Consider the following 18,721-nt stretch of genomic DNA (forward strand, 5'->3'; position numbering starts at 1 on the left):
AGCTTCCCCGTTCGCCCAAGAGGGCGTTTTGGCCTTGCTACAAAGGGAGAGGAGAGATAATCTACTTGGAAGCGATTGGGTGTTTCAGGGCCTTCTCACTCGTAGCTCTCACAGGCGCCAACCTGTGTACGTGTGATCCGGCCCCTAGCTTCCCGCTCTCAGACAAGAGCGTTTAGAGATGGTCTCCGTCTCTCCCCCCGGTGGTCTCCGATCATCGGGGGTTTTGCTGTCTGGCTCCCTGTGAGCCGAATCGGTTTCCCTCCATCTGCCAGAGTGACTGATTCCGCACGTTAGCGCACGTGCGCTATGCGCGCCACACCTGCGTGCGTTCGCGTCCCGCATCACATTCTCGCCACAACAATCCAATCTACCGTGCACCATCTCCGGAATGACAGATTCGCGGAATTGTCGAGTTTGGTTGAGGTGTACGCTATTTGAATTTTGCGCGTCAATTTTAAAAAATGACTTGCTATTGCATATTGTATCGTTTTAGTAATATGAAGCCACATGTTACGAAAATCCGTCCCAACGTGGAAAACCGACGCAGCCGTCGATATGATCTCACCTCAGACGAATCAGGGAGGTCATGTGGCGAACTCAAACTCAGAGGCAAAGGTACTTGTAAGTCATGTTATCCGAACGTTCATCGACGCCGGTGGCAAGCTCAAATACAAGCCTGTCGTTGATGAGAGTGGTAAAATCACTTGGCTTGTCATTGGTGTCCGTGCTGACGGCAGCGAGTTGCAAGTCTACATCGCGCGAAGTGGTGAACCTAAACGTTTCCAGTCCGCAAACGCTGTCCTTAGCTACCACATGGAAATGTATCCCGACTGCGAAGAGGTCTGCATCCCGGTCCTCCGCACAGATAGAGGCAAGGACAACGAAAATTCGGAGGAAGACGGCTAGGAGCGAAGACAACAACGTTGTTTCGATCAAGGACTACAAGCGCAGCCGTCGAAAAGCTTCCGCTGCGGAAATACGCTCCAAGCTCCCCGCCTTTCGCTTCCGCGTCTCCGGCCCCCTCGTCGTCCTGATTGGCCTCGCGGCCATCGGGACGGCCATCCTTCGGTGGCAATGGGGCGTGTGGGACTGGTCCCAATGGGCATGGCTCGGCATCTGGGCGCTCTACGTGCCCCTCGCCGCCGTCCTCTGGCACTGGATCGCTTACGAGATCCCCTTCATCGCCTTCGGCTTCGTCGCCGCCGTGATCGGCGCCGCCGCCTTCACTTCACTGGTATGGCCTCACGCGATCCTGCTCGTTGCCGTGCTCTTCATGCGGCGTCAGATCGACAGGGCTTAATCCGAAAATGAAGCGTCTCTTCCTCTTGCCGTTCGTGCTTTGCCTTTCTTTACAACCTTCGATTGCGATGGTGATGGAATTTGGCGCTGACGGCTCCGTGACGATCACGGGCGGGCCGGAAGAGGCGAGCGCGGCACCCGCGCCGGTGAGCGCATCGCGCGCCCACTATCGCGACATGGCGCACGCCGTCGCCCTGCGGCACGCGCGCGGTGACGGCCCCCGCGCGGCGGGGCTGAACGCCACCCAATTCGCCGACGTGTTCGTGGCGCTGATCTATCAGGAAAGCCGCTTCAATCCTCGGGCGGTGTCGCCCAAAGGCGCGCAGGGCCTCGGGCAGTTGATGCCCGACACGGCACGCGGCCTCGGGGTCTCCGATCCCTTCGACCCCGCCCAAAATCTCGACGGTGCTGCGCGCTACTTCACGCGCCAGCTCGCTCGCTTCGGCGACGTGTCTCTGGCCCTGGCCGCGTACAACGCTGGCCCCCATCGCGTGGAGCAATACGGCGGCGTGCCGCCGTTCTCCGAAACGCGGGCCTACGTCGCCACCATCACTGCCGCTGTAGGCCGCGTGCCCACGGCAGAGCCTGTGCGTCCCGCCATCCCGGCGGCAATCGAGCGTGAGGCGTCCACCCCAACCCAACAGCAAAGGAACGGCATATGGGAATTTCAATGAAGAAACTCGGCCGGGTCGCGGGCGTCACGGCGGCTCTTACCGTCGTCGGCACCAGCGCGGCGATGGCGCAGGACCTCTCGCCGGTCACGACCTTTTTCACCACGGTCGGTAACGCTCTGACGGGCACGCTTGGCCGGGCCATCGGCCTCGTCGCGCTCGCCGGTGTCGGCATCGCCTTCATGACGGGCCGCATGAACTGGATGCTGGCCGGATCGGTGCTGATCGGTCTCGCGATCCTGTACGGCGCGGCGACCCTGCTCGCCGGGTACTCTTGAGCCGCCCCTGCTTCCAAGCATTGACGAGGCCCGTGTCGTTCGCGGGCCTCCCAATGCTCTACGTCGTGATCCTATTCGGGGTCGCGTTCGGCGGCTTTATCGCAACGCTGTCGTTTATCTACTTCTTTGTGAGTGCAGTCGTTAGCTACATCGGCCTTCGAATATTGGCCGCTTACGATCCACGAATAGCGGACGTGTTTTTCGTGACGATGATCCGCACGCCATTGCCTCAAAGTTGGTTCAAAGGAAAGGGGATCATCTACCGTGCTTAATCTTGAAAGAGGTCATGGCCGCAAGGCCGTCGAACCGGAGGGCTTCTCCGGCGAACACCCGCTGGCGAAGCATCTGCCGTACATCGTCCCGGTGGGCGATGACGTGGTGATGCTGCGCGACGGCGACGTGATGGCCTCTTTCATGGTCACGGGCATCGAGGCGCTGACGGCCGAGTTTGCGGCCGTCAGCGACATGGCCGACGCCATGGGCGGCGTCGTCGCCCAGGCGAACACCGACGTGGCGTTCTACCTGCACCGCGTCTCCAACCCCGCCGACACCGCCATGCCGCCCGTCGAAGGCGACGGCTTCGCGGCGGCTGTGGATCGCGCGTGGCAATCCGATGTGAGCCGGATCGGCCTGCGCTCCCGGCGCGTCATGGTGACGGTCACGGTGCGTCCCAAGGCGCTGCCCGGGCTGTGGAACAAGGTCACGGGCGGGTCGAAAAACGATCTCATGGAAATGCGCCGTCGGCGCATCACGCGGCTGAACGAGGTGATCGGGCACATGATGGGTGCCCTTTCCGCTGCCAAGCCTCGGCGGCTGACCGTCTCGGGCGGCGAATGGCTCGGGATGCTGCAAGCCTGCGTCTGCGGCGTCTATCGCCCGCTGTCGCCGGGCCATGAGTTTCGCCCGCTGGCGGACCTCATGGCCTGCTCGCGCGTAGACTTCCGGGGCGACACGTTCGTGGTCTTCGGCAACGACGCGGACGAAACGCGCTTCGGCGCGATCTTCACCTACAAGAAATATCCGACCGACACGCACGCGGGCTTCTTCGACGGCCTCGACCTGCCGCACGATACCGTCGTCACGCACTCCTTCACCCCCATTGAGCAATTCGAGGCGCTGACCCGCGTCCAGAAAACCGGGCGGCAGATGCGGGCGGCGGATGACGCCGCGCGCTCGCTCGAGGCCCAGCTTGTCGATGCTGCGGACGATCTGGCGTCGGGCCGGATCAGCTTCGGGCTGCATCAAGCGACGATCGCCACGTTCGCCCGGTCGGAAATCGAGCTGGACGAGATTGCCTCGCGCATTCGCAGCGCGGGCCAGCGCACTGGCGGCGTCCTGGTGCGCGAGGACATTGGCGCGCGGAGCGCCTACTTCGCCCAGCACCCCGGAAATTACGCCTACCGGGCCCGCGCAAGCATGATCTCGTCGGCGAACTTCTCCGACTTCGCCGCACTCCACGCGAACGGCGAAGGCTTGGAGCCGGGCCGCGAACCGTGGGGCGCGCCCATCACGACGTTTCGGACGCTCGGCCATGAACCCTATCGGTTCAGCTTCCATCTGCCCGGCGCGCCGGGTGAGCGCACCGTGGGTCACTCGCTGATCGTCGGGCGCACCGGCTCGGGCAAGACGGCGGCAATCGCCTTCCTCATGGCGCAAGCGCAGCGCATCGAACCGCGCCCGCGCATCATTGCCTTCGACAAGGATCGCGGCCTTGAAATTGCGCTCCGCGCGCTTGGCGCCAGCTACTCCGCTGTGCGGATGGGCGAGCAAACCGGCTTCAACCCGTTTCGGGCTGAGGCTGACGTGCGCGGCACGGCATGGCTGACCGACTGGCTCGGCGCGCTCCTGTCGCAGCAGGGCGGCGCGCTCTTCCCGATGCAGGCTGAGGCGCTGGCGCAGATGACGGCCAGCAACGCCGAGTCCGATCCGGTGTTGCAGACCGTCTCGCATTTCCGGTCGCAGCTTCGCGGCGTCGATGATGACGGCGATCTCTACACGCGCATGGCGCAATGGGACACGGACGGTCAATTCGCTTGGCTGTTCGGCGGCACCGACGACGATCCGCTGCACTTCGACAACGACGTGACCGGCTTCGATCTGACCGAAGTGCTCGACATTCGGGCCGTGCGGACGGCGTGGCTGAGCTACGTGTTCCGGCGGATCGAACGCACGATTGAGGACGGCAGGCCGACGCTCGTCGTGCTCGATGAAGCGTGGAAGCTCCTGGACGACGAGTATTTTCAGACCCGGTTGAAAGACTGGATGCTGACGATGCGAAAGAAAAACGTCGCCGTCGTCATGCTGACGCAGCGCGTTTCGCACATCGCCGAAAGTCGCGCGGGCAGCTCGATCATCGAAAGCATCGCAACGTCTGTCCTGTTCCCGAACTCGCGGAACACGGCGGAAGAACTCGCGCCGCTCGGCCTGACCGATGGCGAGGTGGTGTTCCTCACGTCGTCGGGCTCGGGCAACCGCTACGCCTCGATCCGGTCGGGCGATAGCAGCGTCTTCGTAGACATGGACCTCTCCCCACTCGGCTCTCTCCTGAAAGCCCTGGTCGATGGTCCGGGCACAGAGAAATCGCCGTCCGGTTGGCGCGGCAATCCCGAGTTTTGGAAGGAGCTTTGACATGACAATCAAGATTTTGGCGGTGCTGGCGTTGGCCGCGATGACTTCGGGTTGCGCCAGTTACACCGCCGAAAAGTGGCCCTGCGAGAGAACGTCTTGCCAGTGGTCTCCGATCAACCAAGGGAGTGTTGTACAATGAAACGGATGATCCGAACCCTGACGGTCTCGGCCGTCGTCGCCGTCGCGGGCGGGACCGGCGCCTATGCGCAGGGCGTCCCCGTCATCGACGGGACGGCCATCGCGCAATTCCTTCAGCAGCTCGATCAGATGAAGCAGGATTACGAGAACCAGCTTCAGCAGCTCACCAGCCTGCAAAGCCAGCTTGAAAGCATGACCGGCGACAAGGGGATTGGCTCGATCCTCAACACGTCAGCGGACAAGACCGCCCGCGAAGCGGCCGATAGCCTGACCTCGATCATGGACAGCGCCATTTCGGGTGGCGGGCTTTCGGGTGGAAACACCTCCGTCATCAGTGGCCGGATCTCGGAACTGAAAGAGACATTCAGCCTCGACAACCTGCCCGCCTTCCTCGGTTCCGATCAGCCGCAGGACCGGGCGCTTGCGACGCAAGCCGGGTCCGGCATGGCGGCGGTCGCGACCGCCGAAGACACCTATCAGCGCGCCAATGCGTCGATGGATCGGGTCAACGGCATGATCGAGGACATCGACAGCAACGCCGATCTCAAGGCGAGCGTCGATTACAACACGCGGATGCTGGCCGAAGTCGCGGTGCTCCTGAACGAGAACCTGCGTGTGCAAGCCGCCGTGGCGAACACGGTCGGCACCGACGCGATTGCAGCGGCCCGTGACCGCGCCGCATCCCGAAAATTCATGACCGGAGCCGGAAGCAGTGAGTGACACCATGACCATGAAAACCAAGCGCCTCGCCCTCCCCTTCGCTGCGCTGGTCGCGCTAACCGCCTTCGCCGGGACCGCCTCGGCGGCGGAACCGGCGAACTTCGGCTGCGGCTATGAGGGCAGCGAAGACAAAAGCGAACTCGACGCACGCGCGTCGAACTACAGCCTCCGGCAAATCCTTGAGGAATACCGGTTTCGGTGGGACGCGGCCTACGCCCGCGCTCAATGCAAAGCCTTCTCGGAAGGCAAGCCCTACCAGATCAGTTGCCTTCGAGGACGCCGCGATTGGGATGCCATCGCGGCGATGGTCCCGAATGAGCTTTGGGGCATGTCGAGGCAGGATGCGAAGCCATTCCTCAACAAACTCAAAGCCGAAGATGACGGATACAGCGCCGCGATGACGTATTGCCGAGAACTCGGCGCAATCCCGAAAAAATGGAACCGCTAACGCGGCAACTTTGACATAGAGGACAAGGCCGATGGCAACATTCATCGCAGACACATTGGACAAAGTTGACACCGCGATTGCGGGATATGCCGAAACCGTCTTTGGCAATTTCAGCGGCGCGGTTTCTACGACGCTTCAAGCAATGGGTGTTGTCGGCCTCGCCTTCATCGCGCTTAATTCGCTGGTCCAGTGGGTGCCGATCCGGGTCACGGAATACACCCGCTGGATGGTTCGCTACATCGTCATCATGATGATCGCGACGAGTTGGGCCCAGTTTCAGCCGATCTACAATATCGTCACGAACACGCCCGGCGATCTCGGGGCGGCGCTGTTGAGTGCATCAGGTCCATCGGACCTGAACACGGCGCTCGATGAAATGATAACCGGCCTGTTCGACTTCTCGGAACGCGCCAACGACGAAAGCGGGTTCCTGTCGATCAGCCTCACGGCGGTGATTGTCTGGATCGTCGGTGCGCTGATGGCGTGCGTTGCGATCATCGTGAGCTGCATCGCGAAGGTCGGCCTCGCGATGGCGATCAGCCTCGCGCCGATCTTCATCCCGACGCTGATGTTCAAGGCGAGCGGCAATCTCTTCGAGTCCTGGGTGCGCTTCACGCTCGGCTTCGCGCTGATTCCCCTCGTCCTCGCCGGGGTCATGGGGGCCATCGTCGGCATCGGGCAAAGCATGATCGTCGAAGCCGCCGATGCGTATGAGCTGTCCGACGCTGCCGGGTTCCTGATCGTCGGCGCGGCGGCGATCTTCCTCATGATCCAAGTGCCGACGCTGGTGAACGGCCTCGCCGGAACGTTCGTCGCCACGGCGAACGGCGTGGCGATAGCTCGCGGCGGCGCGGGCGCGGCACAGGGCGGCATGAAAAGCATGACGCAGATGGCAACGCCGCGCATTGCGCAGCTTGGCTCTGCCGTGGGCGCGGCGAACGCCGCAGGCGGCGGCGTCGGCACGCGGGTTGGCGTGGCCATGCAGGACGCCAAGCAGACCTCGGCCGCGATGCGCGAAAACCGGGAAAAGATCGGCCAGCGCAACATGGAGCGCGGGCAGCGAACGTCCTTCGGCGAGCGCAACGAGGCGGGCCGGGCCGCGATGGTCCAACAGGTCCGCGAGAACAAGAACGCTCGCGCGGGTGGCGATTCTCAAGCCGCCGCGATCAAGAGCGCCATGAGCAACGCCGCGAAAAAGCGGCCCTGACCCCACCACACTGAAACGACGGGAGTTTGGACGCGTCCAAGCCGCGTAAGAGAAGGAATCTGTCTGGAATGGCAAAAAAGACCCCCAATGAAATCGCGGCTGGGTTCGAGGACGAGGTGTTTTTCGGCCTGCGCCGTCAACGCAATGTCCTGGGCTTCTTGGCGGCGGGCAGCATCGCGGTCGCGCTGACTTCGGTTGCTGCGCTCTGCATCGCCCTGCCGATGAAAGAGGTTCGCCCCTACGTCGTCATGGTGGATCGCTCGACCGGCGAAAGCGAGCAGATCGTCACCACGCGGCCCGGCAATCTGTCGGAGCAAGAGGCCGTCCGCGAAGCCGAAATCGTGCGCTACGTGACGGATCGCGAGACCTACGACGTGGCCGACAACGCGGCCCGCATTCCGATGGTCGCGGGCACGTCGGTCGGACAGGCCAGCACGTCGCTGCGCGCGCTCTGGAACTCGGCGGCGGAGAACTACCCGCCCAACGTCTACGGCGCGACGACGCTGATCACGGTCAAGATCAGCTCCATCACCATTCTGGACGACAAGACAGCGCAAGTGCGCTTCACGCGCCGTCTCGAACGGCCCGGCGACAAGGCCGTGGAGCGCAATTTCGTCGCCACGGTCGGCTTTGAGTTTCGGCCCCGCGTCGAACGCAATCTCGAACAAGTCTGGAAAAACCCGCTCGGGTTCACGGTCACGAATTACCGCGTGGACGCCGAAACCCTGCGCAATCGGGGGAACTGATAATGCAACGCAAAATGATACTCGGTGCGCTTGCACTCATCGCCTCGATGACGGCCGCGCAAGCGGAGGTGAAGCCCCGCCCCTTTCCCGAAGACCCGCGCATTCGCCACTACAGCTACAGCGAACATCAGGTCTACCGGCTCGATGTGTATATGAAATTCATCACGGCGGTGCAGTTTGCGCCGGGTGAAAACGTCGAGTCGGTGCAGGTCGGCGATAGCGCCTCGTGGCAGATCGTCCGCCTCGCCCGAGGCGATGTGCTGTCGGTGAAACCGCTGATCGAAAACGCCTTCACCAACATGACGGTCTACACGGATCGCCGCGTCTACACGTTCGAGCTGCGCGCCAAGCGTGGCCGCGTGGGCGACCCGAACCTGAGCTATCGGATCAGCTTCCGCTATCCGGCGGAAGAGGCCGAACAGCAGCGCGTGCGCCAGGCGCGCGCGGCGCTGCCGAAAGACCTCAACTATTTCGCCGCTGGCTCGCCCGGCCTCATGCCAATGCAGGTCTATGACGACGGCCAGAAAACCTATTTCCGGTTCCCGGCGAACGCGCCTCGCCCCGCCGTCTTCGCGGCTGACGCGAACGGGCGCGAAAGCATCGTCAACACGTCGCAGACTTCGGACGGCTTCATTGTCGGGCGCGTCTCGGCGCGGTGGACACTGCGCCTCGGCGACGAAAATCTTTCAATCGCGCATGGGTCCGTCGCCCATGGCCGGAGCACGGCATCGACCCGGCTCGTTCAGACTCGGGGAGATCGGTAATGACCGACGACAACACGCAAGACCGCGACAACCTCGTTGACGAGCGCCGCAAGGCGCTCGCGGGCAACGAGAAAAGCAAAGAGTCCAAGGTGCTGTTCGGCATCCTCGGGGGCGTGGCGTTCATCGCCATCGCCGCCCTGGTCCTTGCCCCCGATCAGGTGCGCTCGCTGTTCGGCGGCGCGTCCACCAGCGAGACGATGCAGGAAACGTCCACCATGGACGGCGGCATTTCGACGGAAATGACGGTGCCCGAAAGCGTCGATACCACGATGGTTGATGTGGACACGCCGATGCGGCCGGAACCCTCCGCCCCCGCTGCCGACGATAGCGAGTATCGGAGCCAGATCGCGGAGCTTGAGCGGAAGCTGCAAGAAATGCAGGAGCAAAGCGGGTCGCAGGTCGATCAGATTCGCAGTCTGCTGGAAGAGCAGAAAGAGGCGATGCGCGACCAGTTCGAGCGCGAGCGTCAGGCGGAAAAAGAGCGGCATGAGCGCGAGCTTCAAGCCGCTCGGGACGCGGCCAACGCCCGCGACGAGGACGAGGCGGCGGCGCGTGCGCGGCTCGAAGAAGAGCGCGCGAAGCGCGAAGCGATCGCGCATGAGCAAGTCGTCTCCGACGCGCTGGTGCTCGACGCTGGCGGCAAGGCGGCGGGTGCGTCGTCCTCCACGGTGAAGGGCGGCGACCGCAAGCTGTCGTCCAATGAGCAGTTCATGGCGTCGGCCTCGACCCAAAGCTATGACACCGTGCGCGCGACGTTGATCGCCAATCCGGGCCGCACCATCGTGCAAGGCTCGTCGCTTGAGGCGGTCCTTGAAACCGCCGTCTCGACGGAGCTGCCCGGCATCATCCGCGCCGTCGTCTCCCATGACGTCTACTCCTACGACGGCGAAAACGTCCTGTTGCCGCGCGGCTCGCGGCTGATCGGCTCCTACAATTCCGACGTGTCGATTGCGCAGAACCGGGCGCAAATCGCGTGGAACCGGGCGGTGACACCGAAGGGCGTCAGCGTCGAAATCGGCGGCTATGGCGCGGATCAGCTCGGCATGTCGGGACAGGCTGGCAAGGTCGATACGCGCTTCCGCGAACGGTTCGGCACCGCCGCGCTGATCTCCCTGATTACCCTCGGCCCGCAATTCATCATCAAGGAAGGCACCGACGAGAACACGCAGGACGCGGCGGAGGATCTGACCGACGATCTGGAAAACTCGACGCAAAGCGTCGTGGGCGAATATCTCTCGCTGCCGCCGGTGATCTACATCGGGCAGGGCACGAAAATCTCGGTGATCGTCAACCGCGATCTGGTGTTCTGATGACGACGCCAGCCAGCCACGCCGAACAAGGGCTGTTGCCGCTGCGCGACCTGTTGACCTCCGATGAGGTCAACGAGGTTGTGGTGAACCCTGACGGGCGCATTTGGGTGGAGTATGCGTCCCAGTCTCACATGACCCAGTGGCCGGGAGAAATCCCGGCCGCTCGGGTGAAAACGCTCGGCTCGGTCCTGGCCGGTGAAGCCAAGAACCAGCTCGGGCCGCAACACCCCATCGTGTCGGGCCGGATTCAGGTGTTCGGCCAGTCGATGCGGGTGCAGATCATCGTCCCGCCCGCCATCGAGGACGGCGTGTCGCTGTCGATCCGAAAGTACATCTCGCGGGTGCTGCCGGTCGAAGAAATCGGCTTCGTCGCGGGGCACCAGATCGACGTTGAAGGCGAGCGGCAAAAGAACCTGGCCGCGCTCGCCGTGCTGGCGGAAAATGGCGAACTGCAAACCCTCCTGCAGAAAGCCATGGATGACCGGCTCAACATTCTGGTCTCGGGCGGCACGTCGTCGGGAAAAACGACGCTCGCCCGCGCCATGCTCTCGCTAAGCGATCACCGCGAACGCATGGTCACGATTGAGGACGCGCCGGAGCTCCACTTGCCGCACCCGAACGCCGTGCCGCTGATCGCGGATCGGCGCGGCGTCTCGGAACGCTCCCCTGCCCGGCTGCTCGAAAGCTCGCTGCGGATGCGCCCGGATCGGCTGATCCTGGGCGAGATTCGCGGCGAGGAAGCGTTCAACTTTCTTGAGGCGATCAACACCGGGCATCCGGGGTCGATCAGCACGATTCACGCGGACAGTCCGGCGCTGGCGCTCGAACGGCTCGCCATGATGGTGATGCGGGCGGGGATGAACCAGACGCGGCGCGATGTGATAGAGTACGCGCGGCAGACCGTGGATCTCATCATTCAGGTCGGCCGTCGCAACGGAAAACGCGGCGTCCTCGAAATCTACCGCCCGGCGGCACACGCCGACTGAGCGGGCGCGATCCTCTCGACATGGAAAAGGCCCCCTGCCGAATGCAGGGGGCCTTCGTCGTTTCGCTGGCTGGTTCGATCAACCTCTAGGCATCTGTTTTGTGTTCCGGGCCTTCGCAGCGGCTATCTCAGCAGCCCCGCCGCGTGCCTTCAATCCAACCGGCTTGCGGCGCTTCGGCACGATCTCGGAATGAAGATCGGAGACTCGCCTCCTGCTTTTGGCATCGAGAATCCGCTTTAGCATCCGGTCCGATTTCTCTCGGACCACGATCAGCGCAGCGGTCGCCTCCTTTTCTTCGGCGGTCGCTTCATCCTCGGCCTCGATCTTTGCGCTGTCGTCCTCGCCGGTGGCTTCGCCCTCGGCCTCGATCTCTGCGCTGTCGTCCTCGCCGGTGGCTTCGTCCTCGGCCTCGATCTCCGCGCTGTCGTCCTCGGCGGTGGCTTCGTCCTCGGCCTCGATCTCCGCGCTGTCGTCCTCGGCGGTGGCTTCGTCCTCGGCCTCGATCTCTGCGCTGTCGTCCTCGCCGGTGGCTTCGTCCTCGGTCTCGATCTCTGCGCCGTCGTCCTCGTCGGTCGCCTCGTCCTCTTGCTGCTCCTGGGCCATCCGCTTCGCGAGGAACGGATTGGTGTCCTCGGGATGGAGCGAGTGCGGCTCGGGCATCCGCCCGGTTTGCCCCTCGAACAGCGGCAGCAATTGCTTGTCCTCGTAGTAGCTGACGCGCTCGGCGATCACCGGCTTCATGTTCTGCACCAGCGCCACGATTTTTTCGCTGCCCAACTGGCGCAGCTCGGCCGCGCGGATCAGGCGCACGCCCTCTTCCCGCTCCGAGTAGTTGGACACCCACTCGTTGGACCGCCACGACTTCGACTTTGCGAGGCGGGTGAAGTCGCCGATGGCCTTCGACACATACTCGGGCGTGTCCTCGTCGGCGGGCGACATGAAAAGCTGCAAGCGGCAGTTTGCCAGAAACACCGCCGCGCCCTCGCGGCCATAAAGCCGCTGGTCGCGGAGGCTGGCGAGCGTCTGCACCACGATCATGATGCGCCCGCCGTAGCCGCGCAGGGTCGTGACCGCCTGTTGCAGAACCTCCATGCGGCCCAGCGAGGCGAACTCGTCCAACAGGAAAAGGACCGGATAAGGCTCGTCCTTGCCCGGCTCGGCCCGCTGTAGAACCGCGATGGTCTGCTGGAACATGAGCCGGATGAGCGGTGCGAGCGGCACCAGATCATTCGGCGACACGATCACGAAAACCGACGTGGGGTCGCGGCGAAGATTCTCGATCCCGAAATCCGAGGCATCAGTTGCGGCTCTGACGGCAGGGTCGGCCCACAGGCCAAGCCCGCCGTCCGCCAGCACGGACAGGTAAGAGGACAGGATGCGCGATTCCATACCGCCCATGCGGTTGAAGATCTTCTTCGCTTCCTCGGACTTTACCTCGCGCGCGAGCCGCTGAAACAGCTCGAACGCCTCGCCCGGTTCGGCGAGCGCATCATAAACGGCGCTGATCCGGGGTTTGCCGCGCTCGATGGCGAGCAAGGCGCACGCTGCGAACACCTCGCGCGCGCCCTCAAGGAAGCCTTGGCCGTTGCCATGGGCCACAACCAAGGACGCCGCCAACCGGCGCGCCTCGGTGAACCGCCGTCGCGGGTGGATCTCGGCGATGTATTCCAGCGGATTGAAGCGGTGCGTGCGCCCGTGCGGATCATAGGGGGCGAACTTGAACACGCGGTCGCCCATGGCGACGCGCCGGCGCGCCGTCAGCGCGAAGTTCTCGCCCTTCACATCGAGGCAGAACACCGAACCCTTGTAGGTGAGAAGGGTCGGGATGACGACGCCGACACCCTTACCGGAGCCGGTCGGCGCGGCGATCAGGCTGTGCGGTATGTCGCTCGACGTGAAAAACTCGTCGCCCGACTTCGGCCCGCCCATCTTGCCGTAGATCGGCCCCAGAACGTCCGCGACCGGCGAAGTCAGTCCAGCCTTGCGAAGCTCCTGCGGCTTCGCCCACTCGGCCGAACCGTGGCTTGTCCGCTTGGGTTTGTAGCCAATTGCGGCCGTGGCCACCGCGAGCACCGCGGCCACGCCTCCGAGGATCATGAGGCCGGTCTTGAACGGCTCCTTGAAGCCTCCGACCACCCACGGCGCGTGCTCGAAAAACGCGCCGAAGCCGGTGTTGGCAATGTCGCCGCCGCTGCGCCAGGTCGTATAGACGCCAGCGGCCAACACGCCCAGCATGAGCCCGACGGCCAGCCCGAACAGGGCCAGCGTGGAGATTTCGCGAGCTGTCTTGCTCATGCTGCACCCTCCTTAAAGTCCGCGACCACCATCGCGTTCGCGGGCTTTGCGCTCTGCGTTCTTGCGCTCCTGGTCCGCGCGCTCCTGCTCTTCGCGGTCGGTGTCCGGTCCACCTTTCTCCGCTGCTGCCGCGATCCGCTCTCGCTCGCCTTCGGCGACGACATTACGCGCCACGCGCCGGGCGTCCGCTCGACGCTCGCCATTGGAGGGCTGATCCACGGCCTCGACCGTGGCCCCGGCCTGCTCGCGGGCGTCCTGATAGACGGCGGCGATCTCGGTGTGCATCCGGCTCAATGCCCGGTCCCGCTGCTCGCGGGTTTCCTCGCGGTCGCCCTGCTGGCTGCGGTGAAGCTCCCGCTCCTTCGCCTCGGCCTGCCCGTACTGGTCGGCCAACCCCTTCGACGGTGCGCCGCCGGAATACCGCTCCACGGTCGCATCGCCGTTGAGGCCGTACTTCTCGGCAATCTTGCGCACTTCCTTGTCGGCCTCGGCCTTGATCGCGGTGCTGCGATCATCGGTCGGCGCAAGGCTCTCGTATCGTCCCGCCTCGGCGGGACGTGCGAAGTCGCGCAACTCGCGCTCCTTCATGTACGGCGCGGCCTCGGCTTTCAGGTCGGCCGCCTGACGCATCAACCGGACGCGCTCCGCCGGGTCGGGCAGATCGGCGATCCCCTTGTCGATCAGTTCAAAGCGCGTCTGCGTCTCCGCTCGGGCGGTATCCAGTTGCTGGCTCATAGTGGCGATCTCCTTTCTCTTGATTTCCGTTTTGCCGCCCTGCCGCACTGACAGGGCTTTTCCGTGTTCGATGGTCTTGGCAGCGAGGCGCAGTTCCTCGGCGATCGCCGGCGACTGGGTTTCCAGCGCCTTCGCTTCGGCGACAAAGCGCCGGGCATAGTGAATGATTGCCGCCGCCGCCCGTACCGCCGTCACAGGCGTGTGCTCTGGCGCGACCGGCGCGCGCCGCTCCTTCGCGGCGCGGCGATATTCGGCGTCGGGCATGATCCGGTCGTGAACGCCTCGGGCAAAGCGCGGCGTGGCCTCGAGGTCGATCCCCTCAGCTTGCCCCACCTTCGCGGCAAGGTCGCGCATCGCCTGATAATTGAAGTCGCTGCGCTTGCTGACCTTGAGCCATGTCCCGTTGTCGAGGCCGCGCCGATGCACCACGACGTGCGTGTGCGGGTGGTCCCGGTCGGTGTGAAACGCGGTGTAGTAGTCGAAGCTGTCGCCGCCGAAATCGCCGGAGCCGAACATCTGCTCGGCCCATGCGCGCCCCGCCCGCTCGGCTGCTGCCGTGCCGGTGTCCTGCGGAAAGCTGACGATGAAGTGCGACGTGCGATCCGCCTTGTCGCGGCCATCGGTCGGCATGTTCCATCCGTCGACCATGTTGGCGACTTCCTCGCCGTCGATCTCGATGCCCATGAACCGCTCGGAACGTTGCAGCTCGACGCCGCCCTGACGCGCCAGATAATCCATCTGCGCCTTCATCCCGGCGGCGTTCCTGGCCCCGCCCCCGCGCACCATCTTGACGACGGCCTGCGCGTTGTAGCCGGGCACGGTCGGAGCCATCGGCGAACCGCCTGGCGCAATGTCGTTCTGGTGCGCCGCCATCAGCGATTGGCGCATCATCTGGCGGACGGCACCGCCGCCCTTGAAGTCCACTTCGCCCCAATCCTCGCCCATGACGGCATCGACCGGCGACACCGTGGACGGGGCGCGGCGACCGTTCGCCAGCAATTTGAGGACGCGCTGGCTCATGACGCCGCTGCCTTTTTCAGTCGCTCCTGTCCATCGGACCGCCTCGTCGCGGCGTTGGTGAGCTTGCGCAACTGCCCATCGACGCGGGCCAGCTCTTTTCCGAGGTCGCGTCGCTCGGCCATGAAGGCGCGAAAATCGGGGTCGTGGGTCCGGTTCGCGGCCTTCGCGATCTGGTTCACGTTCGTCGCGATGCCGGAAATCTGAGCCTGAATGTCCTTGAGGACGGCCAAGGTCTCGGGGTCGGCCTCCATGAAACCGGCGATCCGGCGGGCCGCGATCCGCAAGGCGCGGTTCCGTTTCAGGCCCAACGGCTCGATGGCGGCGTCAAATTCGGCCACCTCGGCGACGGTCATCTTCACCGGAATCGTTCGATCCGCTTTCTGGGGAGCCGCGCTTTCCGCGTCGGCCTTCCAGTCGCCACCCTTGAGGTGGCGGCTTTTCCATGTCGGCTGGCGGTCGGCGTCCTTGGTCATCGCGGATGGCCTGTCTGGGGTTGGGTGAGGGTTGGGTTCGCTGTACTATACCAAAAGTTACACTTTTGTATATATCCTGCCTCGCCTAACCTCAACCCTCATTCCCAACCCCCAAAACCGCGAGGCGATCCGAAGGCTGCGGTGAGAAGTTTTGGGGACGCCCCGCTCGGGGGCGTCACTTTCGTTTCGGGTGGCGTCGCAGAGCGCCGCAGAGGGGCCAGAAGACGCCAGGGGCGGCTTTCTGGCCACCTGACTACCGGGAAAGCGTCAAGGCCCTCTACGGGGCCTCTGAGGCGATTTCAGAGCATCCGGCGTTTCATTTGCCACTTACGCCGTTGCGCCCTTTTACCGCTCGTGCTGTTTTGCCTCTTACGCCTCGTCGCTCATTACGCTTTTGTGCCGTTTGCGCCGAATTGCCGTCGGCGCGGCATTGCTAACCACGCCTCTTTGTTCACCGCGCCTCCTTGCGTTTCGCGCTATTTTGTCCTGCACGCTTTTTTGTCTTACGCGCGTTTACGACTTATTGCATTTTGCACCATATTGCCCTTCGCGTTTAATTGTCTATCACGCTCAGTTGTCTTTCGTGCAAATATGTCTTTCACGCCTTCTTGCTTGCCACGCACCGTTGCTCTTCGCGCCTAGCTGCCGTCTGCGCTCATCTGCGCTTCACGCGCTTTCACTCCTCACGCATGTTCGCCATTCGCGCTTCTGTGCCCCTCGCGCTATATTGCCAACCGTGCTTTCGCGCTGTTCCGCTCTGCACGCTCTATTTCCCTTTGCGTGCTTCTGCTGTTTACGCCTTTACGCCTTCACGCCTTTCTGCCAACATGGGCTTGGGTAAGGCTTCAAGACTTTGCAGCTCGCCAACGAACCGCGCCTCGGGCGCCAATGAAGAGGAAAACGCACAATGAAAATTGTCACCTTTTCGTCGCTCAAGGGCGGCGCAGGGAAAACGACGGTGCTGATGGCAACCGCCTCGATGCTGATCGACAAGGGCTTGAAGGTCGCGTGCTTTGAAGCTGACGAGAACACGCCGCTCTCGGTCTGGAAAAGCTACGGAACCGCCGCAGGAACCTGGGACGACAATTGCCGCATTCTGCCCGCCCTTGAGGCCGATCAGTTCGCCTCGTCCTACGAATGGGCGGTCAAAGACGGCTGCAACATTGGCTTGGTGGACACCAAAGGCGGCGGGTCCGAAATCACCGAAGCGATCTTGACCAGCTCGTCACTCGTCGTCGTTCCAACCGGCCTCTCGGTGATCGAGGTCGATGAAACATTGGAGACGCTGAAATTCGTCGTGGAGTTCTACAAGGCGCAGGGTCTTGATCGGCCATACGGCATTTTGCTCAACCGTGTGCCAACCTCAAAGCTATCTCTGAGCGAACAGAACAGCATGGATATTCTCGCTGATCTGCCATGTTTTGAATCGCAATTCCCTGCTCGCCGGATTTATTCAGAACTGAAAGCTATCGGGATGCTGCATCTTTATCACAAGGCGCTGCTCGAAATTCCGGCCAAGCGGGTTGCCGCAAATCACACGATGGTCGCCTTGAAGGAATCTCAAGCCTTCGTCGACGAACTTACTGCCGCTATGATGGAAGAGGCTTGAACATGGCAATCGGAAAAACAGGATCGGGGAAAGCTCCCAGCTTTACCAACCTTCGCAATACGATGGTTTCCACCAAGAAACGCGCTGAATACGATATGCCTGAATCGGACACTGCGGAACCTGAACCCGCCGCCGCAGTCGCGCCCGAGGCTGGGCCTTCGGCTGTCATCGCGCCAGAGGCTCCGGCGGCAATTGCGAACGACGACACGGGGACGATTGTCGCCCCTGTCGAGAACGCGCCCGCCTCCATCACGACGGAATCGCCCTCGCCGAAAGATACCGCAGCACCGCCGCCCGCTCCGGCCCGCAAGCCCGCAAAGCCGTCCGCGAAAGCTCCCGAAAAGACGGACGATAAGGACGACGGCGCGAAAACGGTGATGAAGGGTCGCGTGCGGTTTCCCGCTGCTGGGCAATTCGAGGCGTATGACAAAGCTGTCGCCGCCTACGGGGAACAGCTCGCGCAGAAAACCATTCTCGCCAACGCTCTCGCGGCCTACGAAGCCGCAGTGCTCACCGGCTCGATCACCAAACCTCAGCCACGATATGTCGAAGGAAACAGCGTCTACCGATACACGCGCTTGATCAGCACCGACGCCTACACCAAGGCCAAAGCGGTTCACGATCCGCTTGGGATGCTCACCGAACCCGTTCTGTTTACGGCGATCTGCCGGGACGCCGTGTCTGCATACCTGGGCCAGCACTAGAGGCCCGAACGGCGGCGGTTTCCCACAGCGCCCCTCGCTCGATACTTGGGGTCTCGCTCGGGGGCCGCTCCGGTCCCCGCCTTCTCTCCCGAGGTCGATCCGGCGCGGACTGGAAAACCGCAAGTGCGGTGCCTGGCCGAACCGCCGGTAGCCGCTGACGCGGCTGCGGGGGCTGTCTGCCACCGGCGCGCTTCGCGCGCTCCCCCGAGGATATTTCTAGAAGATGATGATGGGGGCGGGTTGCAGCCGACAAGCGATTTCAGCCCGGCCTTTATCGTTGAAACTGCTGGTGGTTCTGGTAGTTTGGTGGGGCGGTACAGCCGGGGACGGCGATGACCGCGAAGGTGATGATGGCCGGGGCGCAAGCTCCGGCCTGATTCGTTTTCAGGGCCTCGCACCGGGCAAAAAAAAGCCCCGCCGGAACGGCAGGGCAGGTGTTCTTCACCACAAAGAACGGCGGGCATTCGAGTGCCCAAAGCTGGCTTAGCAGATGCACTCCGGGGGTGCGATCCTTGTCTACGCTCGCCGATCCTCTGGCCGCAAAGCGGCCTCGGCGCGAAGCGCCGGACCGGGCCGGGGGAGGGCGCAGCTCTCCACCGGCCCGGTCAATTCAGGCTCCCCCTCGTCCTGGGCCTCGTCGTCGGCGTCCTCGATCTCGGCGGCGGCGGTGTCGTCGGGGTGCTGCGGGCA

Annotated in this window: 18 protein-coding genes; 15 read left to right on the forward strand and 3 right to left on the reverse strand. The window is 63.5% G+C overall.

Annotated elements, in window-relative coordinates:
* The first annotated feature begins 588 nt into the window (after window positions 1-588).
* The 13 genes from RDV64_RS22795 (at window position 589) to virB11 (ending at window position 11,195) form a co-directional block, all read left to right on the forward strand.
* On the forward strand, window positions 589-906 hold the full coding sequence (locus RDV64_RS22795) for a hypothetical protein (RefSeq protein ID WP_309199657.1): 318 nt from the start codon (window positions 589-591) through the stop codon (window positions 904-906).
* 175 nt (window positions 907-1,081) lie between these two features.
* On the forward strand, window positions 1,082-1,300 hold the full coding sequence (locus RDV64_RS22800; RefSeq protein ID WP_309199658.1) for a hypothetical protein: 219 nt from the start codon (window positions 1,082-1,084) through the stop codon (window positions 1,298-1,300).
* 7 nt (window positions 1,301-1,307) lie between these two features.
* Complete coding sequence (locus tag RDV64_RS22805) at window positions 1,308-1,973, forward strand: lytic transglycosylase domain-containing protein (RefSeq protein WP_375143852.1); 666 nt, start codon at window positions 1,308-1,310, stop codon at window positions 1,971-1,973.
* On the forward strand, window positions 1,970-2,248 hold the full coding sequence (locus RDV64_RS22810) for a TrbC/VirB2 family protein (RefSeq protein WP_309199659.1): 279 nt from the start codon (window positions 1,970-1,972) through the stop codon (window positions 2,246-2,248). The genes RDV64_RS22805 and RDV64_RS22810 overlap by 4 nt, the downstream gene beginning before the upstream one ends.
* A gap of 53 nt (window positions 2,249-2,301) precedes the next feature.
* The gene (locus tag RDV64_RS22815; RefSeq protein ID WP_309199660.1) at window positions 2,302-2,520 is read left to right on the forward strand and encodes a hypothetical protein; all 219 of its coding nucleotides are present in this window, start codon (window positions 2,302-2,304) and stop codon (window positions 2,518-2,520) included.
* Window positions 2,513-4,876 (forward strand): type IV secretion protein, encoded by a 2,364-nt coding sequence (locus tag RDV64_RS22820; protein WP_309199661.1) that lies wholly within the window; start codon window positions 2,513-2,515, stop codon window positions 4,874-4,876. Before RDV64_RS22815 ends, RDV64_RS22820 begins: the two co-directional genes overlap by 8 nt.
* 135 nt (window positions 4,877-5,011) lie before the next feature.
* On the forward strand, window positions 5,012-5,734 hold the full coding sequence (locus RDV64_RS22825; protein ID WP_309199662.1) for a type IV secretion system protein: 723 nt from the start codon (window positions 5,012-5,014) through the stop codon (window positions 5,732-5,734).
* Window positions 5,735-5,738: 4 nt separating this feature from the next.
* Window positions 5,739-6,182, forward strand: a complete 444-nt coding sequence (locus RDV64_RS22830) for a hypothetical protein (protein WP_309199663.1) — start codon at window positions 5,739-5,741, stop codon at window positions 6,180-6,182.
* Between the two features lie 31 nt (window positions 6,183-6,213).
* Complete coding sequence (locus tag RDV64_RS22835) at window positions 6,214-7,389, forward strand: type IV secretion system protein (protein WP_309199664.1); 1,176 nt, start codon at window positions 6,214-6,216, stop codon at window positions 7,387-7,389.
* 68 nt (window positions 7,390-7,457) lie between these two features.
* Window positions 7,458-8,135 (forward strand): type IV secretion system protein, encoded by a 678-nt coding sequence (locus RDV64_RS22840; protein WP_309199665.1) that lies wholly within the window; start codon window positions 7,458-7,460, stop codon window positions 8,133-8,135.
* Between the two features lie 14 nt (window positions 8,136-8,149).
* Window positions 8,150-8,899, forward strand: coding sequence for a TrbG/VirB9 family P-type conjugative transfer protein (locus RDV64_RS22845; RefSeq protein WP_309199666.1), 750 nt, complete (start codon window positions 8,150-8,152; stop codon window positions 8,897-8,899).
* Window positions 8,899-10,209 (forward strand): TrbI/VirB10 family protein, encoded by a 1,311-nt coding sequence (locus tag RDV64_RS22850; RefSeq protein ID WP_309199668.1) that lies wholly within the window; start codon window positions 8,899-8,901, stop codon window positions 10,207-10,209. The genes RDV64_RS22845 and RDV64_RS22850 overlap by 1 nt, the downstream gene beginning before the upstream one ends.
* A complete protein-coding gene (virB11, locus tag RDV64_RS22855; protein WP_309199669.1) occupies window positions 10,209-11,195 on the forward strand; it encodes a P-type DNA transfer ATPase VirB11 in 987 nt (328 codons plus the stop codon). The genes RDV64_RS22850 and virB11 overlap by 1 nt, the downstream gene beginning before the upstream one ends.
* Before the next feature lie 78 nt (window positions 11,196-11,273).
* On the opposite strand, the gene virD4 is transcribed toward virB11, so the two are convergent.
* Genes virD4 through RDV64_RS22870 form a run of 3 tightly spaced genes read right to left on the reverse strand, consistent with a single transcriptional unit; the run spans window position 11,274 to window position 15,718 of the window.
* Window positions 11,274-13,490 (reverse strand): type IV secretion system ATPase VirD4, encoded by a 2,217-nt coding sequence (gene virD4 / locus RDV64_RS22860; RefSeq protein WP_309199670.1) that lies wholly within the window; start codon window positions 13,488-13,490, stop codon window positions 11,274-11,276.
* Between the two features lie 12 nt (window positions 13,491-13,502).
* On the reverse strand, window positions 13,503-15,245 hold the full coding sequence (locus tag RDV64_RS22865; RefSeq protein WP_309199671.1) for a relaxase/mobilization nuclease domain-containing protein: 1,743 nt from the start codon (window positions 15,243-15,245) through the stop codon (window positions 13,503-13,505).
* Window positions 15,242-15,718 (reverse strand): DNA mobilization endonuclease VirD1/MobC family subunit, encoded by a 477-nt coding sequence (locus tag RDV64_RS22870; protein WP_309199672.1) that lies wholly within the window; start codon window positions 15,716-15,718, stop codon window positions 15,242-15,244. The genes RDV64_RS22865 and RDV64_RS22870 overlap by 4 nt, the downstream gene beginning before the upstream one ends.
* A 907-nt stretch (window positions 15,719-16,625) precedes the next feature.
* Here RDV64_RS22870 and RDV64_RS22875 point away from each other — a divergent pair.
* Window positions 16,626-17,327, forward strand: a complete 702-nt coding sequence (locus tag RDV64_RS22875; RefSeq protein ID WP_309199604.1) for an AAA family ATPase — start codon at window positions 16,626-16,628, stop codon at window positions 17,325-17,327.
* Window positions 17,324-18,031: a hypothetical protein gene (locus RDV64_RS22880; protein WP_309199605.1), complete on the forward strand. Its 708-nt coding sequence runs from the start codon at window positions 17,324-17,326 to the stop codon at window positions 18,029-18,031. The genes RDV64_RS22875 and RDV64_RS22880 overlap by 4 nt, the downstream gene beginning before the upstream one ends.
* Window positions 18,032-18,721 lie beyond the last annotated feature (690 nt).

It is taken from the genome of Acuticoccus sp. MNP-M23 (genome assembly GCF_031195445.1).
Lineage (GTDB): Bacteria > Pseudomonadota > Alphaproteobacteria > Rhizobiales > Amorphaceae > Acuticoccus.